At 71.2% G+C, this 22,290-nt stretch carries 18 protein-coding genes; 8 read left to right on the top strand and 10 right to left on the bottom strand.

What is annotated here, in order from left to right:
• Positions 1–98 precede the first annotated feature (98 nt).
• Positions 99–2,459, bottom strand: a complete 2,361-nt coding sequence (locus ACIQ5Y_RS19990) for an ATP/GTP-binding protein (protein WP_403881739.1) — start codon at positions 2,457–2,459, stop codon at positions 99–101.
• A gap of 236 nt (positions 2,460–2,695) precedes the next feature.
• On the opposite strand from ACIQ5Y_RS19990, the gene gabT reads away from it, so the two are divergent.
• Positions 2,696–4,042 carry a 4-aminobutyrate--2-oxoglutarate transaminase gene (gabT, locus tag ACIQ5Y_RS19985; protein WP_403881736.1) on the top strand — a complete coding sequence of 449 codons (1,347 nt, stop codon included), beginning with the start codon at positions 2,696–2,698 and terminating at the stop codon, positions 4,040–4,042.
• A 409-nt stretch (positions 4,043–4,451) separates the two neighbouring features.
• On the top strand, positions 4,452–4,982 hold the full coding sequence (locus ACIQ5Y_RS19980; protein ID WP_403881734.1) for a phosphatase PAP2 family protein: 531 nt from the start codon (positions 4,452–4,454) through the stop codon (positions 4,980–4,982).
• On the opposite strand, the gene ACIQ5Y_RS19975 is transcribed toward ACIQ5Y_RS19980, so the two are convergent.
• The 8 genes from ACIQ5Y_RS19975 to ACIQ5Y_RS19940 all read right to left on the bottom strand — a co-directional run bounded on the left by ACIQ5Y_RS19975 (position 4,939) and on the right by ACIQ5Y_RS19940 (position 14,712).
• The gene (locus ACIQ5Y_RS19975) at positions 4,939–6,741 is read right to left on the bottom strand and encodes a chitinase (RefSeq protein ID WP_403881848.1); all 1,803 of its coding nucleotides are present in this window, start codon (positions 6,739–6,741) and stop codon (positions 4,939–4,941) included. The genes ACIQ5Y_RS19980 and ACIQ5Y_RS19975 overlap by 44 nt on opposite strands.
• 91 nt (positions 6,742–6,832) lie before the next feature.
• A complete protein-coding gene (locus tag ACIQ5Y_RS19970) occupies positions 6,833–7,297 on the bottom strand; it encodes a hypothetical protein (protein WP_403881731.1) in 465 nt (154 codons plus the stop codon).
• A 169-nt stretch (positions 7,298–7,466) separates the two neighbouring features.
• Positions 7,467–8,885 (bottom strand): NAD(P)/FAD-dependent oxidoreductase, encoded by a 1,419-nt coding sequence (locus ACIQ5Y_RS19965; RefSeq protein WP_403881728.1) that lies wholly within the window; start codon positions 8,883–8,885, stop codon positions 7,467–7,469.
• A gap of 23 nt (positions 8,886–8,908) precedes the next feature.
• The gene (locus ACIQ5Y_RS19960) at positions 8,909–9,715 is read right to left on the bottom strand and encodes an ABC transporter permease (RefSeq protein ID WP_403881725.1); all 807 of its coding nucleotides are present in this window, start codon (positions 9,713–9,715) and stop codon (positions 8,909–8,911) included.
• The gene (locus tag ACIQ5Y_RS19955) at positions 9,715–10,653 is read right to left on the bottom strand and encodes an ABC transporter permease (protein WP_403881722.1); all 939 of its coding nucleotides are present in this window, start codon (positions 10,651–10,653) and stop codon (positions 9,715–9,717) included. Before ACIQ5Y_RS19955 ends, ACIQ5Y_RS19960 begins: the two co-directional genes overlap by 1 nt.
• The gene (locus tag ACIQ5Y_RS19950; RefSeq protein WP_403881719.1) at positions 10,650–11,798 is read right to left on the bottom strand and encodes an ABC transporter ATP-binding protein; all 1,149 of its coding nucleotides are present in this window, start codon (positions 11,796–11,798) and stop codon (positions 10,650–10,652) included. The genes ACIQ5Y_RS19955 and ACIQ5Y_RS19950 overlap by 4 nt, the downstream gene beginning before the upstream one ends.
• Before the next feature lie 76 nt (positions 11,799–11,874).
• Positions 11,875–13,125: a spermidine/putrescine ABC transporter substrate-binding protein gene (locus tag ACIQ5Y_RS19945; protein ID WP_403881716.1), complete on the bottom strand. Its 1,251-nt coding sequence runs from the start codon at positions 13,123–13,125 to the stop codon at positions 11,875–11,877.
• A gap of 69 nt (positions 13,126–13,194) precedes the next feature.
• Positions 13,195–14,712, bottom strand: a complete 1,518-nt coding sequence (locus ACIQ5Y_RS19940; RefSeq protein WP_403881846.1) for a gamma-aminobutyraldehyde dehydrogenase — start codon at positions 14,710–14,712, stop codon at positions 13,195–13,197.
• A gap of 194 nt (positions 14,713–14,906) precedes the next feature.
• On the opposite strand from ACIQ5Y_RS19940, the gene ACIQ5Y_RS19935 reads away from it, so the two are divergent.
• Complete coding sequence (locus ACIQ5Y_RS19935; protein ID WP_403881843.1) at positions 14,907–15,473, top strand: NADAR family protein; 567 nt, start codon at positions 14,907–14,909, stop codon at positions 15,471–15,473.
• A 712-nt stretch (positions 15,474–16,185) separates the two neighbouring features.
• Entirely contained in the window at positions 16,186–17,772 is a 1,587-nt protein-coding gene (locus ACIQ5Y_RS19930; protein WP_403881713.1) for a TROVE domain-containing protein, read from the top strand.
• A gap of 22 nt (positions 17,773–17,794) precedes the next feature.
• On the opposite strand, the gene ACIQ5Y_RS19925 is transcribed toward ACIQ5Y_RS19930, so the two are convergent.
• A complete protein-coding gene (locus ACIQ5Y_RS19925) occupies positions 17,795–18,463 on the bottom strand; it encodes a DUF4190 domain-containing protein (protein ID WP_403881710.1) in 669 nt (222 codons plus the stop codon).
• Positions 18,464–18,631: 168 nt separating this feature from the next.
• Between ACIQ5Y_RS19925 and ACIQ5Y_RS19920 the strand changes: the two genes are divergently transcribed.
• The 4 genes from ACIQ5Y_RS19920 to ACIQ5Y_RS19905 are packed head-to-tail and all read left to right on the top strand — an operon-like array spanning position 18,632 to position 22,223.
• Entirely contained in the window at positions 18,632–19,657 is a 1,026-nt protein-coding gene (locus ACIQ5Y_RS19920) for an adenosine deaminase (RefSeq protein WP_403881707.1), read from the top strand.
• Positions 19,658–19,678: 21 nt separating this feature from the next.
• Positions 19,679–20,368, top strand: coding sequence for a glycerophosphodiester phosphodiesterase (locus ACIQ5Y_RS19915; protein ID WP_403881705.1), 690 nt, complete (start codon positions 19,679–19,681; stop codon positions 20,366–20,368).
• On the top strand, positions 20,365–21,549 hold the full coding sequence (locus ACIQ5Y_RS19910) for a sensor histidine kinase (RefSeq protein WP_403881702.1): 1,185 nt from the start codon (positions 20,365–20,367) through the stop codon (positions 21,547–21,549). The genes ACIQ5Y_RS19915 and ACIQ5Y_RS19910 overlap by 4 nt, the downstream gene beginning before the upstream one ends.
• Entirely contained in the window at positions 21,546–22,223 is a 678-nt protein-coding gene (locus ACIQ5Y_RS19905; protein ID WP_403881699.1) for a response regulator, read from the top strand. The genes ACIQ5Y_RS19910 and ACIQ5Y_RS19905 overlap by 4 nt, the downstream gene beginning before the upstream one ends.
• Positions 22,224–22,290: the final 67 nt, after the last annotated feature.

The following is a 22,290-nucleotide window of genomic DNA, read 5'->3' as shown; positions in this document are numbered from 1 at the left end:
GAGGCGTACAGCGCACCAGAACGACCGCGGGAGCTTTTCGCCGTGCCGTATGAACGGCTCCCCTCGATTCTGCCACCTCGTACGGGTCCGGGTGTGGTTCAGGCCGATCCGGCCAGCCGTACCAGCAGCGGCGCCGCCCGCTCCCCGCGCACCGAGGTCAGCGACAGCACGGCGCACCCCGGGGGCACGGCGTGCGCGAGGTCGGAAGCGGACCAGCGTTCACGCTCGACCTGGCGCACGGTCACCGCGTCCGTGGTGACGGCCTTGCCGGTGACGAGCTTGCGGAAGGCGTGGATGGCCCGGGTCAGCGGCTGGTCGGCGAAGACGGTGCGGTGGGTCACGTCGCGGGTCTCGACCCACTCGGTGCCCCAGGCCTCGGCGAAGCGCTGCCCGTCCCAGGTGGTGACCCCGGAGAAGGCCATCCGGCAGCCGACCGCCCCGAGCAGCGGAGTGCGCAGGGCCTCCGGTACGTCGTCCAGCGAGCGCAGCGTCAGCAGCACCCCGGCGTTGGCGGAGCGCAGCCGCTGCAGGCCGCGCACGGTCTCCGCGGTCAGGGTGTGGGAGGCGTCGTCGAGCGCGAGGAGGGCGAAGAGGGAGCGGTCGGCGCGGGCCGCCGCGGCCGCGTTGAACTGGGCGAACAGCAGCCGGGCCAGCAGCCGGGAGGCGTCGGCGTGCCCGCGCTCCGGAAGGTCCACCCGGACCCGGATCGGGTGCTCCAGGGAGCGCAGCGAGAAGGGCCGTCCTTGCCCGGTCGTGTCGAAGAAGCCGGCGAAGGCGGGCCGGTCCAGCAGCGCCACCCGGTCGGCGAGGGCCGGCCCGGGGTCGCCGTGGGACCCGTACTGCCGCTCGCGGGCGTCGAGTTCGCGCAGCATCGCCTGCTGCCCGGCGTCGGTCAGGTCCCGGCGCAGCGCGCCGAGGGCCTGCGGTACCTGGTCGAGTAGCTCGCGCAGCTCGGGCACGGTGGGGAAGCGGCCGTACGCCGTGCGGAAGGGCCCGAGGAGCTGGGCGAGGGCGGTCGCGGCGCGGCGCACGTCGATGCCGGGGACGTCTCCGACGAAGCCCTCGGCGAGCAGGGTGGCGGCCTCGTCGGGGTCGGTGGTGCCGCCGTAGAGGTCGAGGTCGTAGACGGACGTCGGGTCGCCGACGCGGACCACGACGTCGTAGACCCCGTCGGGCCCGAGCTGCGCGCCGGCCGCCCCGACGGCGACGACGGCCGCCTGCCCGGCGAGCGCTTGCAGGGCGAGCGACTCGACGACGGGCCGCACGAGCCGCCCCGTCTTCCCGGCCCCGGAGGGCCCGACGGCGAGGAGGGAGGTGCCGAGCACCGCGGGATCGAGGGCGAGGCCGGTGCCGCGGCGGGCGTAGGGGTTGCGCGGCTCGTCCTCGACGGTGCCGAGGCGCACCTGGCGGACCAGCAGATCGTGCCGCGCCGCCCTGACGGGCAGGTCCCGCGCCCCGGAGGGATGCCCGCAGGCGGCGGCCCCCTTGTCCCGCACGGCGTCGGCGAAGGCCGTCAGCCGACTGGGGTCGACGCGCACGGACTCCCATGCCCGCCGGATCCGGGCGTAGTCGACGTCGTTCATCCGCCCGCCCTTGATCTCGGCCTCCAGCCGGTCGGCCGACTCGGCCAGCCCCGCGGCGCGCAGTTCCGCCCAGGTGGCGAGGTCGACACCTCGCGCCGACTGGGCTGCGGCCCGCACGGCCGCAGCTTCCGCCCGCTTGGCCCGGCCCCGTCCGGACCAGTCGGCAAGCCTGGCGAAGAAAACGATGACCGGCAGGTAAATGACGGCATAGAGGATCCACTGGACGACCGCCGACATGACGGGGCCCATCTCCGAGTACGGCAGGTGCCCGAAAGCGAGGTCCTCGGGCCTGACGACGCGGGTTTTGAAGAGCACCACCACGAACAGAGCGCCGAATGCGGCACCGAGCGCCGCGGCCCGCCGCCCGCGGTCTGCCACCACGCGCTCGAAGGCAGTCCGCCAGTTGCCCAGCCGGGCGAACCCGAAGACCAGCCCGCCCGTGAGGAGCAGCTCATAGACCTCCATCGCGATGAGGCCCCGGTCGTCGACCGGCAGGTGGGTGAAGGGGTGCCACCAGTCGCCGGGTGTGAAGATCAGCAGCAGGTAGGTGGACCACGGCACGTCTCCGTACATCGTGATCCGCCACACGAGGACGCAACCGAGGAACGACAGGATCGCGCGGTTGCGGAGCTGGCGGACGTTCACCGCGTCACGCACGGCGTCGCCTGTCGGACCGGCCCGCCACATACCCGTGCCCGTCGCCTTCCGCGGAGCGGACAACCACTGCTCCAACGTCGGTCCTTGAGCCGGGACGTGCGCGGGGGGCGGCGGTACGAGCGGCTTCGGCGGAGCCCCCACGGGAGCCGGCGGGGCCGCCGGACCGGGGACGTGACCCTGGCGGGTCGACCGTCCGTCGTGCGTGCCCTCGGTGTCCATGAACCCCTGCCCCCTGCCAGTTCCGGTGCTGCGCCGCTCAATCTAGTGCCCGGCCCGCGCCTTCGGCCCGTACCCGGTCATGATCCACAAGACACGCCGCACATCCCTCCTATGGCCGTCACGGACAAGGACACGCGGGCACCACTCCCGAACGGAGCATGCAGGACCCCCTCCCCCGGGCCTAGCCTGCGGACAAAGACACAAGTGCGTCCGAAATCACCCCCAGGGAGCTCCCTATGACCGCTGTCCCGCAGGAGCGCAAGCTCGTCACCGCGATCCCCGGCCCCAAGTCGCAGGAGCTGCAGGCCCGCCGCCTGGAGACCGTGGCCGGCGGCGTTGGCTCCGTGCTCCCCGTCTTCACGGCCCGCGCGGGCGGCGGCATCATCGAGGACGTCGACGGCAACCGCCTGATCGACTTCGGCTCCGGCATCGCCGTGACCTCCGTCGGCGCCTCCGCCGAGGCCGTCGTGCGCCGCGCTTCCGCGCAGCTCGCCGACTTCACCCACACCTGTTTCATGGTCACCCCGTACGAGGGCTACGTCGAGGTCTGCGAGGCGCTGGCCGAGCTGACCCCGGGCACCCACGCCAAGAAGTCGGCGCTGTTCAACTCCGGCGCCGAGGCCGTCGAGAACGCCGTCAAGATCGCCCGTGCGTACACCAAGCGCCAGGCCGTCGTCGTCTTCGACCACGGCTACCACGGCCGTACGAACCTCACGATGGCGCTGACCTCGAAGAACATGCCGTACAAGCAGGGCTTCGGTCCGTTCGCCCCCGAGGTCTACCGCGTCCCGGTCGCCTACGGCTACCGCTGGCCCACCGGTGCCGAGAACTGCGGCCCCGAGGCCGCCGCCATCGCGATCGACAACATCACCAAGCAGATCGGCGCCGAGAACGTCGCCGCGATCATCATCGAGCCGGTCCTCGGCGAGGGCGGCTTCATCGAGCCGGCCAAGGGCTTCCTCCCGGCGATCGTGAAGTTCGCCAACGAGAACGGCATCGTCTTCGTCGCCGACGAGATCCAGTCCGGCTTCTGCCGCACCGGCCAGTGGTTCGCGTGCGAGGACGAGGGCATCGTCCCCGACCTGATCACCACCGCCAAGGGCATCGCGGGCGGTCTGCCGCTCGCCGCGGTCACCGGTCGCGCCGAGATCATGGACTCCGCCCACGCGGGTGGCCTGGGCGGCACCTACGGCGGCAACCCGGTGGCGTGCGCCGGTGCGCTCGGCTCCATCGAGACCATGAAGGAGCTCGACCTCAACGCCGCGGCGAAGAAGATCGAGTCCATCATGAAGACGCGCCTGACCGCCATGCAGGAGAAGTACGACATCATCGGCGACATCCGCGGCCGCGGCGCCATGATCGCGATCGAGCTCGTGAAGGACCCGGTCTCCAAGACCCCGTTCCCGGAGGCGGCCGGCGCGCTCGCCAAGGCCTGCCACGCCGAGGGCCTGCTCGTCCTCACCTGCGGCACGTACGGCAACGTGCTCCGCTTCCTGCCGCCGATCGTGATCGGCGAGGACCTGCTGAACGAGGGCCTGGACCTCATCGAGGCCGCGTTCGCCGGCATCGGCACGGAGATCTGATCGAACGTCTAGAACGTCCGATCGCAGCGCCCGTCCGGTACCCGCGGTAACGGTCGGGCGCTGTGAAGAAGGTGTGGGGGGCCGATGGCAAGAGCGCGTTCGTGCTGTCGGTCCCCTTTCCTCTGCCGTACGGTTTCTGCAGATGAGTGAGACACCCCGTTCCCGGGAAACCGGGGGCGAAACCAGTACCGGGCTTCCCCAGCGCCGCACTGGGCATGCGTTCGCGCACACTCCTCGCCGATCGGACAGCCGTCCGCCCCAAACCCCCCGGGGCGTACGGCAACCCGATCCGGGCGGCCGTCCCGGAACCACCCCCCCTGTTCCGGGACGGCCGGCCATTCTCCCGGCGCTCTGCGCCGGCCTCCTCGGCCTCCTCGGCCTCTTCGCCCTGATCACCTGGCAAGTCCTGGTGTCGGGCCCGCTGCTGACCCCGGACCATGCGCTCAGCCGCACCGTGGTGCGCGCCCTCCCGGACCCGCTCACCGAGCGCCTCGCGGACCTCGGCAACATCCCGGTCGCGGTGCCCGTCCTCGCACTGGCCATGGTCTACGCGGCCCGGCACGGCCGGCACCTCGCCGCGGGCGCCGCGGGCCTCGCGATGGCCCTGGTCCCGGCCCTGGTCATCCCGCTGAAGGAGTGGACCGCCCGGCCGGGTCCCCTGGAACCCTGGGCCGCCGGCTACTACCCCTCCGGCCACACCGCCACCGCCGCCGTCGCCTACCTCGGGGCGGCGGTGCTGCTGCGCCCCCACACCCGCCGGGCATGGCCTACGGCCGTCGCCCTCGTGCTGACGGGGGCGACGGCCGTAGGTCTCGTCGTACGGGGCTGGCACTGGCCGCTGGACGTGGTGGCCAGCCTCCTGATGTGCGCGCCCCTGCTGCTCGGCGTGTGGTGGGTCAGCTCGCGGCGCCCGGGAAGTACGCGTCGAAGTTCCGGCTGAACTCCCCGCCCCCGAAGCGGTCCCAGTTGATCGACCAGGTCATCAGGCCGCGCAGGGCGGGCCAGGTGCCGTGGGTCTGGTAGGCGCCGCAGTTCGTCTTCTTCGTCAGGCAGTCCAGGGCCTTGTTCACCTCGGCGGGCGCGGTGTGGCCGTTGCCCGCGTTGGGTGTGGCCGGCAGGCCGATGGCGATCTGGTCCGGGCGCAGCGGTGGGAACACGCGGGCGGTGTTGCCGGCCACCGGGAAGCCGGTGAGCAGCATGTCGGTCATGGCGATGTGGAAGTCCGCGCCGCCCATGGAGTGGTACTGGTTGTCGAGGCCCATGATCGAGCCCGAGTTGTAGTCCTGGACGTGCAGCAGGGTGAGGTCGTCGCGCAGGGCGTGGATGACCGGCAGGTAGGCACCGGCCCGCGGGTCTTGGCCGCCCCAGGGGCCCGAGCCGTAGTACTGGTAGCCGAGCTGGACGAAGAAGGTCTCGGGGGCCATGGTCAGGACGAAGCCGGGGCCGTATTTGGCCTTCAGGGTCTTCACGGCCGAGATCAGGTTGACGATTCCCGGTGTGGTGGGAGCCCTGAAGTCGGTGTCCCCGGCGGCCAGGGAGAGCGAGTGGCCCTCGAAGTCGACGTCGAGGCCGTCGAGGCCGTACTCGTCGATGATCCGGCCGACGGAGGAGACGAAGGCGTCGCGGGCGGCCGTGGTGCCGAGCTGGACCTGGCCGTTCTGGCCGCCGATCGAGATCAGCACCTTCTTGCCCGCGGCCCGCTTGGCCTTGATGGCCGCCTTGAACTCCGCCTCCGACTCGACGGTCGGGCATTCGGCGACCGGGCAGAGGCGGAAGCGGATGTCGCCGGAGGTCACCGATGTCGGTTCGCCGAAGGCGAGGTCGATGACGTCCCAGGAGTCGGGGACGTCGGCCATCCGGACGTAGCCGGAGCCGTTGGCGAAGCTCGCGTGCAGGTAGCCGACGAGCGCGTGCGCGGGAAGGCCGCCGCCACCGCCACCGCCGCCGCTCGGGGTGGTCGCGGAGGCGGGGGCGCTCTTTTCGGACTCGCCCGCCGCGTTCACCGCGGTGACCTGGAAGGTGTACGTGGTGGAGGCCGCGAGGCCGGTGACCGCCGCCGAGGTGGTGGTGACGGAGAGGGGCGCGGCCCCGTCCCGGTGGACGGTGTACGAGGTGGCCCCGGGCACGGCCGCCCAGGACAGGGAGACCGTGCTCGACGAGCCGGCGGAGGCGGTCAGGCCCGTGGGGGCGGCCGGGGGCCGGGGCTGGCCGGTGCCGCCCGGGTCGGGGCCGACGAGGGTGAGGTCGTCGGTGACATGGGCGGGCTGGCCGTACCAGCCGTGGGTGTAGACGGTCACGGAGGTGGTCGACGGTCCGGTGCGGAAGCCCGTGGTCAGCTGCTTCCAGGCGCCCGGGCTCTGTGTCCAGGTGGAGACGTCGGTGGTGCCGGTGCCGCTCGCGCCGAGGTAGACGTACGCGCCCTGCACCCAGGCGGTCAGCGTGTACGCCGAGTCGGGCTTGACGGTGACGGTCTGGGAGCAGCGGGCGTTGTCCTGGCCGGCCGGGGTGGCCCGGAGGGCCGAACTCCCGCCGTGGACGGGTGTGGTGACGACGGCTCCGCTGCCCGCCGAGCAGCTCCAGCCGTCGAGGCCGGCCTCGAAACCGCCGTTGCGCATCAGGTCGGCGTCGGCCGCCGCCGCGGGCGGGCCCGCGGCGAGGAAGCCGGCCACGGCGAGCGCGGCGGCACCGAGGAAGGACATGGCTCTGCGCACAACTGCCTCCGGAGCGTGGGGGGATGGAGGGGTCGGGGGATGTTCGCGGCGCCCAAGATGGTCCAGACCAATGCCCTTGTCAAGACGTCCGGTCCTCCTTCGCCAGCACGCGTGCGGCCGCCTCGTGCATCGCGAGTTCCAGCACCGCCGGGTCGGTGAGGGTCCCCTCGCCGTCCGGGAGCACCAGCCAGCGCACCCCGCCCGTGGCCCGGCCGGGATACGGGACCACGACCCAGCTCCCGCGCCCCGCTCCCCGTACGCCCGTACCGAGCCAGCGGGAGGCCGTGCCCGGGGGCACGAAGAAGCCCAGCCGCGAGTCGCCGAAGTCGGCGAGCACGGGGCCGGGCCTGTCGAGGAGCAGGTCGAGTACGTCGAGGGTGGCCTGCCCCAGTTCTCCGGGCAGGATCAGCACGTCCCAGCGCCGGCCGGCGGGCAGCAGCGCCACTCCGAGGGGGTTGCGCTCCCACTCGAACCGGCAGGCCTCCGGATCTGGCGCCACCGAGGCCAGCCATTCCACGGCCGTCTTGGTCTCCGGGATCGTCATCGCCCGGCCTCCGTTCCCTGTTGGTGAGGTCCTCACCTGGGGAGAGCGGGGCCGGGCGCGACTATGACGCGGGTTCGGGCACCTCGTGGCGGTGAACCGGGTCACACGGTGACGGCGCCGTACGCCGGGGTCGTACGCCGGGGTGGTGCGCCCCGGCGTACGCGAGGTCTCAGCTGTCGAAGCCGAGCCCGAAGCGGTCCAGCGTCCTCAGCCAGAGGTTGCGCCGCCCGCCCCGCGCGTCCGCGCGGGCCAGCGACCACTTGGTGAGGGTGATCCCGGTCCACGCGAAGGGCTCGGGCGGGAACGGCATCGGCTTGGAGCGGACCATCTCCAGCCGGGTGCGCTCGGTGGGGACTCCGTCCAGCAGGTCCAGCATCACGTCCGCGCCGAAGCGGGTGGCGCCCACGCCGAGCCCGGTGTAGCCGGCGGCGTAGGCGACCTTCCCGGAGTGCGCGGTGCCGAAGAAGGCGGAGAAACGCGAGCAGGTGTCGATCGCGCCGCCCCAGGCGTGGCTGAACTTCACCCCCTCCAGCTGCGGGAAGGCCGTGAAGAAGTGCTCCGCGAGCTTGAGGTAGGTCTCGGGGCGGTGGTCGTACTCGGAGTCGAGCTTCCCCCGGTAGGGGTAGATCGCGTCGTAGCCGCCCCACAGGATCCGGTTGTCCCGGGTGATCCGGAAGTAGTGGAACTGGTTGGCGCTGTCGCCGAGCCCCTGCCGGTTCTTCCAGCCGATGGAGGCCAGCTGCTCGTCGGTCAGCGGCTCGGTCATCAGCGCGTAGTCGTAGACCGGGACGGTGAACGGGCGGATCCGCTTGACCAGCGACGGGAAGATGTTGGTGCCCAGGGCGACCCTGCGCGCGAGGATCGTGCCGTACGGGGTCTGGACGGTCATGCCCTTGCCGGCCGAGGCCATCTTCAGGCCGCGGGTGTTCTCGTAGATCCGTACGCCGAGGTCCAGGCAGGCCTGCTTGAGGCCCCAGGCGAGCTTCGCCGGGTTGAGCATCGCGACGCCGTCGCGGTCCCAGACGCCCGCGAGGAACGTCGGGGAGTTCACCTGCTCGCGCACGGCGTCCTGGTCGAGGAACTCCGAGCCGCCGCCGAGACCGGCCGCTTCGGCCTCGCGGTGGAGCTCCTTGAGCTCCTCGACCTGGTGCGGTTCGGTGGCCACGTCGATCTCGCCGGTGCGCTCGAAGTCGCAGTCGATGCCGTAGCGGGCGACCGCCTCCTCGATGGCGTCGAGGTTGCGGGCGCCCAGCTCCTCCAGCTTGGCGAGCTCGCCGGGCCAGCGGGCCAGGCCGTTGGCGAGGCCGTGGGTGAGGGAGGCCGCGCAGAAACCGCCGTTGCGGCCGGAGGCGGCCCAGCCCGCCTCCTTGCCCTCGATCAGGACGACGTCCCGTTCGGGGTCCCGCTCCTTGGCGAGGAGCGCGGTCCACAGGCCGCTGTAGCCGCCGCCGATGACGAGCAGGTCGCACCGCTCGTCGGAGGTCAGCGCCGGCTGGGGGGCGGGCCTGCCGGGGTCGTCCAGCCAGTACGAGACCGGCTTCGCTTCGGAAAGGGATTTCGCAACACTGCGCATGGCGACTGGGGCCATGTCTTCCAACTCCCTACAGGGTGTTACTTGGGCTGTGCCTTCTTGCGGCGGTTGCCGACCATCTGGCCGGCGAGGACCACCAGCACCGCGATGACGAACATCGCCGTGCCGATGACGTTGATCTGTACAGGCGTACCGCGCTGGGCCGATCCCCACACGAACATGGGGAAGGTGACGGTGTTGCCCGAGTTGAAATTGGTGATGATGAAGTCGTCGAACGAGAGCGCGAAGGAGAGCAGCGCGCCCGCCGCGATACCGGGTGCGGCGATCGGCAGGGTGACCCGTACGAAGGTCTGCACCGGGCCCGCGTAGAGGTCGCGGGCGGCTTCCTCCAGGCGCGGGTCCATGGACAGCACGCGCGCCTTGACGGCGGCGACGACGAAGCTGAGGCAGAACATGATGTGGGCGATCAGGATCGTCCAGAAGCCCAGCTCGATGCCCATGTTCAGGAAGAGCGCGAGCAGCGAGGCCGCCATCACGATCTCCGGCATGGCCATGGGCAGGAAGATCAGTGAATTGACCGCGCCACGCGCCTTGAAGCGGTAGCGCACCATCGCGAAGGCGATCGCGGTGCCCAGCGCGGTCGCCACGATGGTGGACCACAGGGCGATCTGGAGCGACAGCGAGAGCGAGCCGCACATGTCGGCGACCCCGCACGGGTCCTTCCAGGCGTCGAGCGAGAACTCCTGCCAGGAGTAGTTGAACCGCCCGGTGGGGTTGTTGAAGGAGAAGACGGTGACGACGACGTTCGGCAGGATCATGTAGGCGAGCGTGCCGAGACCGGCGATGACCACCAGGTTGCGCCGCAGCCAGGCGAGTGGATTGCGCATCAGACCAGGTCCTCCGTCCCCGCCCGGCGGATGTAGATGGTGACCATGATCAGCACGATGGCCATGAGGATGAAGGACAGCGCGGCCGCTGTCGGGTAGTCGAGGATCCGCAGGTACTGCGACTGGATGACGTTGCCGATCATGCGGGTGTCCGTGGAACCGAGCAGCTCGGCGTTCACGTAGTCGCCGCTCGCCGGGATGAAGGTGAGCAGGGTCCCGGAGACCACGCCCGGCATGGAGAGCGGGAAGGTCACCTTGCGGAAGACCGTGGCGGGCTTGGCGTACAGGTCCCCGGCCGCCTCGTGGAGGCGGGTGTCGATGCGCTCCAGCGAGGAGTACAGCGGCAGGATCATGAAGGGGAGGAAGTTGTACGTCAGACCGCAGACGACCGCGAGCGGAGTGGCCAGGACCCGGTCGCCCTCGGTCATGCCGAGCCAGCTGGTGACGTCGAGGAAGCCGATCTTGTTGAGGGCTCCGACCACCGGGCCGCCGTCGGCCAGGATCGTCTTCCAGGCCAGCGTGCGGATCAGGAAGCTGGTGAAGAACGGGGCGATGACCAGCACCAGCAGAAGGTTCCGCCAACGTCCCGCCTTGAAGGCGATCAGGTAGGCCAGCGGGTACCCGAGCAGCAGGCACAGCACGGTCGCCGAGGCGGCGTAGAGCAGGGAGCGCAGGAACTGAGGGTAGTACTCGGTGAAGGCGTCCCAGTAGGTCTGGAAGTGCCAGGTGACCTGGAAGCCCTCTTCGAGGGAGCCCGTCTGGACCGAGGTCGAGGCCTGGTAGACCATCGGCAGTACGAAGAAGACCAGCAGCCACAGGATGCCGGGGAGCAGCAGCCAGTACGGGACCAGTCGCTTGCGCACCGACGGCTTGTGCACCGGGGGTTCGGCCGGGGCGGTCGCCCGGGGCGGCGCCGTCGTCACGGCGGGGCCGGTCACGCGATCTCCTCGACGGTCTCGATGCCCGCGTCGATGTCCTGGGCGGCGTCCAGGCCGAAGGTGTGCTCGGGGTTCCAGTGCAGGACGACCTCGGCGCCGGGCACCAGGCGGGCGTCCCGCTCGATGTTCTGGACGTAGACCTCCAGCTCGGGGCAGACCTGGCTGTCGATCACGTACTGGGTGGAGACGCCGATGAAGGAGGTGGCCGCGATCCGGCCGGTGATCTTGTTGCGGCCGGCGCCTATGGTGTGCTCCTCGTCGGCGTGGACCAGGGAGATCTTCTCCGGGCGCACTCCGACCAGCAGCTGTCCACCGGCGCGCGGGGTGGTCGCGCAGCGGGCCGCGGGCAGGCGCAGCTTCGTACCGGAGGCGGAGACGGCTATGTCGGTTCCGGCGGACTCCACGGAGGCCTCGATGAGGTTGGAGGTGCCGAGGAAGTTCGCGACGAAGGTGGTGCCGGGGTTCTCGTAGAGCTCGGCGGGGGCGCCCAGCTGCTCGACGCGGCCGCCGTTCATCACCGCGACCGTGTCGGCCATGGTCATGGCCTCCTCCTGGTCGTGCGTGACGTGCACGAAGGTGATGCCGACCTCGGTCTGGATCCGCTTGAGCTCCAGCTGCATCTGGCGGCGCAGCTTGAGGTCGAGGGCTCCGAGCGGCTCGTCGAGGAGGAGCACCTGAGGGTGGTTGATCAGGGCGCGGGCCACGGCGACGCGCTGCTGCTGGCCGCCGGAGAGCTGGTGCGGCTTCTTGCGGGAGTGCTCGCCGAGCTGGACCAGGTCGATCATCTCGTCGACCTGCTTCTTGACGGACTTGATGCCGCGGCGGCGCAGGCCGAACGCGATGTTCTCGAAGATGTCCATGTGCGGGAAGAGCGCGTAGCTCTGGAAGACCGTGTTCACCGGGCGCTTGTACGGCGGCAGGTCCGTGACCTCGCGGTCGCCGAGGTGGACGGTGCCGGTGGAGGGGTCCTCCAGGCCGGCGATCATGCGCAGGGTGGTCGTCTTGCCGCAGCCCGAGGCGCCGAGCAGCGCGAAGAAGGAGCCCTGGGGGATGGTGAGGTCCAGCGGCTGCACGGCGGTGAAGGCGCCGTAGTGCTTGCTGATCTCGGAGAGGCGGACGTCGCCGCCCTCGGTCTTGTCAGTCATGGATGGGTCCCGGGGGTGGTGTGGTCGAGGGGTCGGAGGTCGGCCGGGCCGTCGAAGGGGCTCGGGTGCCGGGCACCTAGGCGCCGATGAGCTTGGCGAACTTCTCTTCGTACGCGGTCTCTTCCTCACTGGTGAGGGAGCGGAAGGCGTGCGCCTTGGCGGCCATCGCCTTGTCCGGGACGATCAGGGGGTTGTCCGCGAGCGCGGGATCGATCTTGGCGAGCTCGTCCTTGACGCCCTCGACCGGGCAGACGTAGCTGATGAAGGCGGCCAGCTGGGCCGCGACCTCGGGCTCGTAGTAGTAGTCGATGAGCTTCTCCGCGTTGCCCTTGTGCCTGGCCTTCGCCGGGACCAGGAGGTTGTCGCTGGAGGTGATGTATCCGGGGGCCGGGATCGCGTACTGGATGTCCGGGTTGCCGGCCTGGAGCTGGATGACGTCGCCCGCCCAGGCGAGGCAGGCCGCGAGGTCGCCCTTGTCGAGGTCCGCGGTGTAGTCGTTGCCCGTGAAGCGGCGTATCTGCTTGGTGTCCACGCCCTTCTGGAGGCGTCCGACGGCGGCGTCGAAGTCCGCGTCGGTGAAGTTCGCCGGGTCCTTGCCCTGGTCGAGCAGGGTCATGCCGACGGAGTCGCGCATCTCCGTGAGGAAGCCGACCCGGCCCTTGAGCGTGGGGTCGTCGAGCAGCTGGGTGACGGAGTCGACCTTCTTCCCGTCGGTGGCCTTCGTGTTGTAGGCGATGACGGTGTCGATGCCGGTCCACGGATAGCTGTGCGCGCGGCCCGGGTCCCAGTCGGGATTGCGGAACTGGGGGATCAGGTTGGAGTAGGCGTGGGGCAGGTTGGAGGGGTCGAGCTTCTGGGCCCAGCCCAGGCGGATGATGCGCGCGGCGAGCCAGTCGGTGACGACGATCAGGTCACGGCCGGTGTCCTGGCCGGCGGCGAGCTGCGGCTTGATCTTGCCGAAGAACTCGACGTTGTCGTTGATGTCCTCGGTGTACTTGACCTTGATCCCGGTCCGCTTGGTGAACTCTTCGAGGGTGGGACGCGACTTCTCGTCCTCACTGGTGTCCATGTACTCGGTCCAGTTGGAGAAGTTGATCTCCTTCTCCTTGTCCGAGTGGTCGTCGGAGGCCGCTGCCGAGTCGCCCGCGCGTTTGGCGGGCGGGATACCGCAGCCGGCGAGGCCGGCCAGACCGCCGAGGGTGAGCGCGCCGACGCCGGAGGCGCGCAGCAGCGAGCGGCGGGTGAGGGCGCCGCGCCCGCTGGTGAGGCTGCGCCGCATCGCGGCGAGTTGCGCCTGCGAGAGGCGGTCGGGCTCGAACTGCTCCATGCTCTGTGCCCTTTCGGAAGGTGTACCGCTGGTCAGGCGGTGGGCCCACGCGGCGGTAGCCGCGAATGGTTACGGTCGGTCCCCGAAGATCGTGCGGTGCCAGTCCTTCGCGGCAACCGCCGTGTTGTCGAACATCACGTGCTTGACCTGCGTGTACTCCTCGAAGGAGTAGACGGACATGTCCTTTCCGAACCCACTGGCCTTGTAGCCGCCGTGGGGCATCTCGCTGATGATCGGAATGTGGTCGTTGACCCAGACGCAGCCGGCCTGGATCTCCCGGGTGGCCCGGTTCGCCCGGTAGAGGTCACGGCTCCAGGCGGAGGCGGCGAGCCCGTACGGGGTGTCGTTGGCCAGCGCGATGCCCTCGTCGTCGGTGTCGAAGGGCAGGACGACGAGGACCGGACCGAAGATCTCGGACTGGACCACCTCGCTGTCCTGCGCGGCCCCCGTGATCAGGGTGGGCCGGTAGTACGCGCCCTCGGCCAGGTCCCCTCCGGGGATCTCGCCGCCGGTGACGACGGTGGCGTAGCCGCGGGCACGCTCGACGAAGTCGGCGACGCGGTCGCGCTGGGCGTGCGAGACGAGCGGGCCGAGGTCGGTGGTGGCGGCGAAGGGGTCGCCGAGCCGGACGGTCTCCATCAGCTCGGCGACGCGGGCGACGAAGGCGTCGTGCAGCGGCCGCTGGACGTAGGCGCGGGTGGCGGCCGTGCAGTCCTGGCCGGTGTTGATCAGGGAGGCGGCGACGGCCCCGTTCGCGGCGGCCTCGACGTCGGCGTCGTCGAAGACCACGAAGGGCGCCTTGCCGCCGAGCTCCAGGTGGAGCCGCTTGACGGTGGCGGTGGCGACCTCGGCGACCCGCTTGCCGACCGCCGTGGAGCCGGTGAAGGAGGTCATGACGACGTCCGGGTGGCCGACCAGGTGCTCCCCGGCCGTGCGGCCCGCGCCCGTGACGATGTTGATCACGCCGTCGGGCAGACCCGCCTCCTTGGCGGCCTGCGCGAACATCAGGGAGGTCAGCGGGGTGAGCTCGGCCGGCTTGAGGACGATGGTGTTGCCCGCGGCGATCGCCGGGAGGATCTTCCAGGCGGCCATCTGGAGCGGGTAGTTCCAGGGCGCGATGGAGCCGACGACCCCGATGGCCTCGCGGCGTACGTAGGAGGTGTGGTCGCCCGAGTACTCGCCCGCCGCCTGCCCCTGGAGGTGGCGGGCGGCGCCCGCGAAGAAGGCGGTGTTGTCGATGGTCCCCGGCACGTCGAACTCCGTGGACAGCCTGATCGGCTTGCCGCACTGGAGGGACTCGGCGTACGCGAAGTCCTCGGCCTGCTCGGTCAGTACGGCGGCCAGCCGGTGCAGCGCGTCCGAGCGCTCGCCGGGGGTGGCGCCGGCCCAGGCCGGGAAGGCCCGCTTGGCGGCGGCGACGGCCTCGTCGACGTCCGCGGTGCTCGCAAGCTCGTAGGTGAGGACCTCGTTGCCGGTGGCGGGATCGACCACGGTGTGTGACCGGCCGGAGGTCCCGGCCCTCAGCTGTCCGTCGATGTACTGCGCGCCGTCTGCGAAGCGGTCTTTGACCTGGAAGCGGTTGCCCATCACGCTCTCACGCTCTCCGTAGCTACAGTTCGGGCTACAGCCCGAATTGAGTGCCGATCCTGACAGAGGAGAACCACCCGGCCAAGTGATTCCGTTGTTGCCTTTTGATTACGCGACGGAATCGGTCGACCATGTGTCGAGGCGCGCCCGAAATCCCGTACGAAGTGTCCGTGGCGACTGTCAGACTCGCGTGCATGGAGATGATCGAGAAGCTGACGGAGCAGGTCAGCCGTGGTGAGCGCGTCAAGTTCCTGCCGTTCTGGGGACACCGCCCGAGGCCCGACGGAAGCCTCGGTCCGAGCTGCCTGAGCCAGTGGTGGCCGTCCGAGTTCACCGTGGGTGACGTCCGCTATGACACGGCGGAGCACTGGATGATGGCCGGGAAGGCCCGGCTGTTCGGGGACGCGGAAGCGGAGCGGGCGGCCCTGGAAGCCCGGACCCCGGCCGAGGCGAAGAAGGCCGGGCGGCTCGTGCGCGGCTTCGACGACGCCCTGTGGGAGCGCGAGCGGTACGGGATCGTGGTCGAGGGCAGCGTGCACAAGTTCTCCTCGACGCCGGAGCTGACCGCCTACCTGCTGGGCACGGGTAACCGGGTGCTGGTCGAGGCCAGCCCGATGGACCGGATCTGGGGCATCGGGCTCGCGGCCGACGACGAGCGCGCCCTGGACCCGGCCCGCTGGCGAGGGCTGAACCTGCTGGGATTCGCCCTGATGGAGGCCCGCGAGCGGATCCGGAACGGCGAGGCGTCGCGCCAGGTGTGAGGCGGGGTCCGGGGCGGGGTGTGACGGCTCGGCGCCGGGTCGCTTCCGTGATCATCCGGGGCGGCCGCGTACTGATGGTGCGCGAGCGCGGCGTGGGCCGGGCGGGGCAGTCCCGTGCTCGGGGTCGACGCGGACCGGGAGTGCGACTGCCCGCGGATGGTGGGGCCGATCCGGGTCCCGGTGTCGCGCGGGCGGACGGGGAGTCGGTCATGGTGCCGACGCTGCTGAGTAATTGCGTGGTGGATCCCGGCCCCGGCGCCTAACGTGGATCTCGTCCAGGTGCGAAGGCGAGACCTACTTCCACTGTTAATGGGGCGGCCGCGGGTTCGAGTCCCGTCATCGGCTTCGGGCCGGTGTAGCTCAGTTGGTAGAGCACCACGTGGTTTCGCCGGCTTCGATCTCTGGACACCTACGCACCTCCCGGTGCGCGGGCTGCGGCTCCTTCTTTCACCAAGAATCCCAAGCCGCCGCCACCTTGATCTCGGGAGGCACGCGTGGGGGATGCCCGGTGCGCAGGCGACGGTTACTTCTGGCAACCCGGAGGTCGTGGGTTCGAATCCCACCCGGACTCGTCACCCGCAAGGGAACGGGCCGGTGGAGCAGCTTGGTGGCTCGCCGGGGTATAAGTCCGCCGCCGACCCCGATCTCGGGCATCCCCCACGTCACGCCTCCCCCGCTTTCCTTGCTTCCATCGAATTCGGGGGGATTCACCATGGCTCGATTCAACCTGCGCGCGTTCAAAACGGCGCCCGCCGCGCCCACTTCGCCCGTACGCTCGACCCGCCGCGCCCGCACCCGCGAGAACGGCCCCGGGTACGAACGCGATCCGCGCTCCGAGCTGTTCCTGCTCGCCGTCGCCAACTTCGTGACGCAGCAGACCTTCTACGAGAGCGGCGAGAACCGCGACGACCGCTTCGCCACGCTCGTGCGCCGGCTCGCCGTCGAGGACCCCGCGTGGACCGCCGGCCTGCTGCGCTGGCTCCGCGGGGACGCGAACATGCGGACGGCCTCGCTCGTCGGCGCCGCCGAGTACGTCAAGGCGCGCCTCGACGCGGGTGCCACCGACGGGCCTTCCAACCGCCAGGTCGTGGACTGCGTACTGCAGCGCCCCGACGAGCCCGGTGAGCTGCTCGCGTACTGGACGGCCACGCACGGGCGCAACGTGCCCAAGCCCGTCAAGCGCGGCATCGCCGACGCCGTGCGCCGGCTCTACTCCGCCGGCTCCCTGCTGAAGTACGACACTCCCTCCAAGGCCTATCGCTTCGGCGACGTACTCAACCTGGTGCACGCCTCCCCCGACCCGGCCAAGCCCTGGCAGGGAGAGCTGTTCCGGCACGCCCTCGACCGCCGGCACAACCCCGAGGGCGCGCGGATCCCGGACGGCAACCGCACCCTGGCCGCCCACCGGGCCCTGATGGAGCTGCCCGTCGCGGAGCGGCGTGGTGTGGTGCTCGCCCCGGACGGCGCGGAGCGCCTCGCGGAAGCGGGCATGACCTGGGAGGCGCTCGCCGGATGGCTGCAGGGGCCGATGGACGCGGCCGCCTGGGAGGCGGTCATCCCGTCCATGGGTGCGATGGCTCTGCTGCGCAACCTGCGCAACTTCGACCAGGCCGGGGTCTCGGACGAGGCGGCCGCACGGGTCGCGGCGAAGATCTCCGACCCGGAGGTCGTCGCCCGGTCCCGGCAGTTCCCCTTCCGCTACCTGGCGGCCTACCAGCACGCGCCCTCGCTGCGCTGGGCGCACCCGCTGGAGCGGGCACTCGGGCACTCGCTCGCCAACGTACCGGCGCTGTCCGGCCGGACGCTGGTGCTCGTCGACCGCTCCGGGTCGATGTGGAGCCCGCTCTCGAACCGCTCCCAGCTCAACCGGGCGGACGCCGCGGCCGTCTTCGGCACGGCGCTGGCGCTGCGGGCCGAGAACGCCGACCTGGTGCAGTTCGGCACGACGAGCGCGGTGGTTCCGTATACCCGGGGCGAGTCCGCGCTGAAGGTGCTGGAGCGGTTCGGGGACCTCGGCGGCACCTACACGGCCCAGGCCGTGAAGGAGCACTACCGGGGCCACGACCGGGTGCTGATCGTCACCGACGAGCAGGCCGCCTCGTACGGATACGGCGGCGATCCGACGCAGGAAGTGCCGGACACCGTGCCGGTGTACACCTGGAACCTGGCCGGGTACCGGGTGGGCCACGCGCCCTCCGGTTCCGCGAACCGGCACGCCTTCGGCGGGCTCACCGACGGGGCGTTCCGCATGGTGACCCTGATCGAGGCGGGCCAGGACGCCGACTGGCCGTGGGCCTAGGCAGGTCGTGACGGGGGTCCGCTCAGACCCGCTCGCGGTTCTGGGAGTCCGAGTACGGGCTGTCGTACCGCGTGTCGGGGAGCGGGCCCAGGTCCCTGAGCGCGGCCAGCCCCAGCACGAGCAGCAGTCCGCCGAGCACGATGCCGACGGCGCCGAGGATGATGCCGGCCAGTGCCATCCCACCGTTGTCGGCCTCGCCGCGGTTGGCCTTGCCCTTGCCCACGGCGCCGAAGACCACGGCCGCGATGCCGACGGCCATGGCTATGAAGCTGGTGACGCAGCCCACCACGGAGAGGATTCCGAGGACGAGGGCGGTAATGCCGAAGCCGTTGCTCTTCGGCGTCCCGTACGGCTGGTAGGCGGCGTAGCCCGAATATCCGGGCTGTCCCGAATATCCGGGCTGTCCCGGGTATCCGGGCTGGCCGGGGTACCCGTACGTCGGCTGGGCCGGGCCCGCACCGGGGTGGGCGTAACCGTAGGCGTTCGGGTCGGGCTGCGCCGGATAGCCGTACACGGCGGTCGTGGCGGTCGCGACGGTCGCGGGCCCGGTCCCGGGATACGCCGCGGGGGCCTCGGCGCCCGGCATCCCGATGACCGTGGGCTGGTCGTGCACGGACGGCGGGCCCGACACGCCGGACGCGCCCGGCATCCCGTGCGTGGGGTGCGTGCCCCGCGGCTTGCCCGGATCCACCGCCGGCCGCTCCGGCGGAGCCCACGGGTCTCACAGCTCGGGACTGTTCTCTGTCATGCGGAGCCCCCCTCTCGTACAGCCATGCTAAGTGCTGCCGCTGACGGTCCCCGGTCTGCCTACGATGAATGCCGACCTGCCCGCACCAGCGTCTTTTCCGGAGGCATCCCCATGACCGACCTGCACCCCTTCATCGCGGGGCTGCCCAAGGCGGAACTCCACGTCCACCACGTCGGCTCCGCGTCCCCGCGCATCGTCGCCGAGCTGGCCTCCCGGCACCCCGACTCGAAGGTCCCCACCGACCCCGAGGCGCTCGCCGACTACTTCGACTTCACCGACTTCGCGCACTTCATCGACGTCTACCTGTCGGTCGTCGACCTGATCCGCACGCCCGAGGACGTCCGGCTGCTGACCTTCGAGGTCGCCCGCGACATGGCGCGGCAGAACATCCGCTACGCGGAGCTGACCATCACCCCGTACTCCTCCACCAGCCGGGGCATCGACGCGAAGGCCTTCATGGAGGCCATCGAGGACGCCCGCAAGGCCGCCGAGGCCGAACTCGGCGTCGTCCTGCGCTGGTGCTTCGACATCCCCGGCGAGGCGGGCCTGGAGGCCGCCGCCGAAACCGCCCGCCTCGCCCTCGACTTCCGCCCCGAGGGGCTGGTCTCCTTCGGCCTCGGCGGTCCCGAGATCGGTGTCCCGCGCCCGCAGTTCAAGCCGTACTTCGACGCCGCCCGCGCCGCCGGCCTGCGCAGCGTGCCGCACGCCGGCGAGACGACCGGCCCCGAGACCATCTGGGACTCCATCCGCGAGCTGGGCGCCGAGCGCATCGGCCACGGCACCAGCGCCACCCAGGACCCGGAGCTCCTCGCCTACCTCGCCGAGCACCGCATCGCGCTGGAGGTCTGCCCGACCTCCAACATCGCCACGCGCGCGGTCGCGGACCTCGACCGGCACCCGGTCAAGGAGATGGTCGCGGCGGGCGTGCTCGTCACCATCAACAGCGACGACCCGCCGATGTTCGGCACCGACCTCAACAACGAGTACGCGGTGGCGGCCCGGCTCCTCGACCTGGACGAGCGCGGGCTCGCGCAGCTCGCCAAGAACGCCGTCGAGGCCTCCTTCCTGGACGAAGCCGGAAAGGCGGAGCTGAGCGCCGAGATCGACACGTACACCACCGCCTGGCTGGCTCGCTGACGTCCCGTCGACAATGGGCGCATGCGCACCCTTGCTGCCGTCGGTCACCGCGGCGATCCCTATCGTGTCCGTGAGAACACCCTGGCCTCGATCCGCTCCGCGTTCGCGCGCGGAGCGGACGCGGTCGAGATCGACGTCCGGCTGACCCGCGACGGGGTGCCGGTCCTGCTCCATGACGAAACGCTCCAGCGGCTGTGGGGCCACGACGTGCGGCTGGACGCCGTCACGGCCCCGCAGTTGCGGGAGCTCACGGGGGGCGGTATCCCCACCCTCCGCGAGGCGCTGATGGAGGCCGGGGCGGGCCGGCTGATGATCGACCTGCCGGGTGCCACGGCGGAGTCGGTGCGCACCGTCGTGGGCCAGGTCCACGAGTGCGGGGCGCGCGAGCGGACGTACTACTGCGCGGGCCCGAACACGATGCTGGCCGTCCGCTCCGCCGATCCGGCCGCGGAGATCGCGCTGACCTGGACCACGCTGTCGCCGCCGCGCCGGGTGCTGATCGACGCCGTCGCGCCGCGCTGGCTCAACTACCGCTTCGGACTGGTGAGCCGGGAGCTCAGCGACGCCCTGCACCGGGACGGGCTGCTGGTGTCGGCGTGGACGGCGGACACCAAGCGGTCGATGCGCGCCCTGATCCGCGCCGGGGTGGACTCCGTCACCACGAACCGCCTGGACGCGCTGGCCGCCGTACGCGCAGGCCTCGGCCGGTGATACGCGCCTGGGCCGAGCGCGTGCGACGGGCCGATCCGCGCTGGCAGGACCTCGGCCTCACCGTGCTCGTACAACTGGCGTGCACGATGCCCTTCGTCGTACCGACACAGCCCGGAGCCTCGCCGAAGAGCTGGCCGGCCTACCTGGTGACGGTGCTGGGGCTCGTGCCGCTGGTCTGGCGGCGGCGCGCCCCGGTCACCGTGCTGGTGGCGATCGTCGCCGTCGGGTTCTACTACAACTTCGCGATGGACGGGCCGGGCCAGCCCCTGCCCTACGGCCCCCTCATCGCCTTCTACACGGTTGCCGTGCTCAGCCCGCCGCGGACCCGGTTCGCGGTGACCTCGGCCGTGCTGGTCTCCGCGGGCTTCGCGGTGTACGGGAACACGGGGACGGCGAGGGAGCTGATCTTCACGCTGTTCGTCATCGCGGCGGCGTACGCCCTGGGGCGTTCCCAGTACACCCGGCAGGCGTACACGGCTGCGGTCGAGGACCGGGCGGAGCAGTTGGAGCGGGCGAACCGGATCGAGGCGGAGCAGGCGGCGGCGCGTGAACGGGCCCGGATAGCGAGGGAGATGCACGACATCCTCTCGCACGCCGTCAGCATCATGATCGTTCAGGCCGAGGCGGGGCCCGTTGCGGTCCGCAAGGCTCCGGCCCGGGCCGAGGCGGCCTTCGAGGCCATCGCCGAAACGGGGCGGGACGCGATGGCGCAGCTGCGCACGATGCTGGGTGTGCTGCGGACCGAGGAGGCCGCTCCGCGTGCGCCGCAGCCCGGGATCGGGGCGCTGCCGACGCTCCTGGACCGGGTGCGGGCCGGTGGGCCGCGCGTGTCCTACGAGCGGACGGGCGCGGTGCGCGAGCTTCCGGCGGCCTTGGAGGCGACCGTGCACCGGGTGGTGCAGGAAGCGCTGACGAACGTCGTGAAGCACGCCGGGGCCTCGGCGGTGGACGTCCGGTTGGAGTACGGGGCGCAGACGCTGACGGTGACGGTGACGGACGACGGCCGGGGGCCGGGCGGGGCCTCCTCGGGCGGGACCTCCTCGGGCGGGCACGGTCTGATCGGGATCCGCGAGCGGGCGGCGGCCCACGGCGGTACGGCGTGGACGGGTCCGGGGCCGGACGGGGTCGGCTATGCGGTGCGGGTGGTCCTTGTAACCTCGCAGCAGGAGGTGGGGACTTGACGATCCGTGTGGTGGTCGCCGACGACCAGGAACTGGTGCGCAGCGGGTTCGCGATGATCCTGGACGTCCAGGACGACATCGAGGTCGTGGCAGAGGTGGGGGACGGCGCGGCGGCGGTGGAGGCGGTGCGCCGCCTCTCGCCCGACGTGGCGCTGCTGGACATCCGGATGCCGGTCCTCGACGGTATCGAGGCGTGCCGGACGATCTCCGCCGAGAGTGCGTGCCGCACGGTGATGCTGACGACCTTCGACTCGGACGAGTACGTGTACGAGGCACTGCACGCGGGGGCGAGCGGGTTCCTGTTGAAGGACGTGCGCCGGGACGATCTGGTGCACGCCGTACGGGTGGTGGCGGCGGGCGAGTCGCTGCTGGCACCTTCGGTGGCGCGGCGGCTGATCGAGGAGTACACGGCGGTGACCGGGGCGGCGGCGCGGCCCGCACTCCCGGCGGACCGGCTGGAGGTTCTGACGACGCGGGAGCGGGAGACGCTGTTGCACCTGGGGCGGGGGCTGTCGAACGCGGAGATCGCGGCGGCGCTGGTGGTGAGCGAGCACACGGTGAAGTCGCACGTGGGGAACGTGCTGGCGAAGCTGGGGCTGCGCGACCGGATCCAGGCGGTGATCTGCGCGTACGAAACGGGCCTGATCGCGGCGGGTACTCCCTCTGGCGGGTGAGGGGACGGCGTGTCGCCTCCCTCTGGCCGGTGAGTTGTCGTACCGGTGAAGACCCCTCTCAGTGGTG

The sequence above is a fragment of the Streptomyces sp. NPDC096339 genome, assembly GCF_044762985.1.
Classification (GTDB): domain Bacteria; phylum Actinomycetota; class Actinomycetes; order Streptomycetales; family Streptomycetaceae; genus Streptomyces.
This window is presented reverse-complemented; position numbering and strand designations above follow the sequence as displayed.

Coding starts and splice junctions, on each gene's coding strand:
- ACIQ5Y_RS19950 (WP_403881719.1), bottom strand. CDS start 11,798: ATGACTGACAAGACCGAGGGCGGCGACGTCCGCCTCTCCGAGATCAGC.
- gabT (WP_403881736.1), top strand. CDS start 2,696: ATGACCGCTGTCCCGCAGGAGCGCAAGCTCGTCACCGCGATCCCCGGC.
- ACIQ5Y_RS19940 (WP_403881846.1), bottom strand. CDS start 14,712: ATGGGCAACCGCTTCCAGGTCAAAGACCGCTTCGCAGACGGCGCGCAG.
- ACIQ5Y_RS19990 (WP_403881739.1), bottom strand. CDS start 2,459: ATGGACACCGAGGGCACGCACGACGGACGGTCGACCCGCCAGGGTCAC.
- ACIQ5Y_RS19930 (WP_403881713.1), top strand. CDS start 16,186: ATGGCTCGATTCAACCTGCGCGCGTTCAAAACGGCGCCCGCCGCGCCC.
- ACIQ5Y_RS19945 (WP_403881716.1), bottom strand. CDS start 13,125: ATGGAGCAGTTCGAGCCCGACCGCCTCTCGCAGGCGCAACTCGCCGCG.
- ACIQ5Y_RS19935 (WP_403881843.1), top strand. CDS start 14,907: ATGGAGATGATCGAGAAGCTGACGGAGCAGGTCAGCCGTGGTGAGCGC.
- ACIQ5Y_RS19920 (WP_403881707.1), top strand. CDS start 18,632: ATGACCGACCTGCACCCCTTCATCGCGGGGCTGCCCAAGGCGGAACTC.
- ACIQ5Y_RS19970 (WP_403881731.1), bottom strand. CDS start 7,297: ATGACGATCCCGGAGACCAAGACGGCCGTGGAATGGCTGGCCTCGGTG.
- ACIQ5Y_RS19915 (WP_403881705.1), top strand. CDS start 19,679: ATGCGCACCCTTGCTGCCGTCGGTCACCGCGGCGATCCCTATCGTGTC.
- ACIQ5Y_RS19975 (WP_403881848.1), bottom strand. CDS start 6,741: ATGTCCTTCCTCGGTGCCGCCGCGCTCGCCGTGGCCGGCTTCCTCGCC.
- ACIQ5Y_RS19960 (WP_403881725.1), bottom strand. CDS start 9,715: ATGCGCAATCCACTCGCCTGGCTGCGGCGCAACCTGGTGGTCATCGCC.
- ACIQ5Y_RS19965 (WP_403881728.1), bottom strand. CDS start 8,885: ATGGCCCCAGTCGCCATGCGCAGTGTTGCGAAATCCCTTTCCGAAGCG.